The sequence below is a fragment of the Exobacillus caeni genome, assembly GCF_005747095.1.
Classification (GTDB): domain Bacteria; phylum Bacillota; class Bacilli; order Bacillales; family Guptibacillaceae; genus Exobacillus; species Exobacillus caeni.
Genome location: NZ_SWLG01000054.1, coordinates 1 through 539, shown reverse-complemented (window position 1 = coordinate 539; position 539 = coordinate 1). Strand labels below are relative to the sequence as shown.

At 48.8% G+C, this 539-nt stretch carries 2 rRNA genes; both read left to right on the top strand.

What is annotated here, in order from left to right:
* A 16S ribosomal RNA gene (locus tag FCL54_RS23730) occupies window positions 1–56 on the top strand; the annotation flags it as partial.
* A 392-nt stretch (window positions 57–448) separates the two neighbouring features.
* Window positions 449–539: ribosomal RNA gene (locus FCL54_RS23725) — 23S ribosomal RNA — on the top strand; the annotation flags it as partial.

Sequence of the window (539 nt, the reverse complement as noted above, 5' to 3'; positions counted from 1 at the left end):
GGGTGAAGTCGTAACAAGGTAGCCGTATCGGAAGGTGCGGCTGGATCACCTCCTTTCTATGGAGTAACACGACGTGATAGAGAGCTATCACAACATTATCGCTTTGGCCGTTTTGTTCAGTTTTGAGAGGGCTATCTCTCAAAGCAACACACGTTGATGCGCACTTTGCGCCTGCGTCTGCGAGTTAATGCTAACGATGTTGGCTTCCTCGGCGCATGCCAGCAGAGATGCAGATTCAGCGTAGTGGGCATGTTCCTTGAAAACTAGATAACGACAACGACATCCAATAAAGAAAGTAATGCTTTTTTGTAGATTATGAAAAGGTGGATTAGAAGCGAGGAGTACGAGGCGGCAAAAACGTTGAGTAGCGGAGTGTACGTTTAAGGGTACATGAGCAACGCAAACGTTGAGGCCAACGAAGTAATCTGACGCTTATCATACACCGATAGGTTAAGCTACGAAGGGCGCACGGTGGATGCCTTGGCACTAGGAGCCGATGAAGGACGGGACGAACACCGATATGCTTCGGGGAGCTGTAA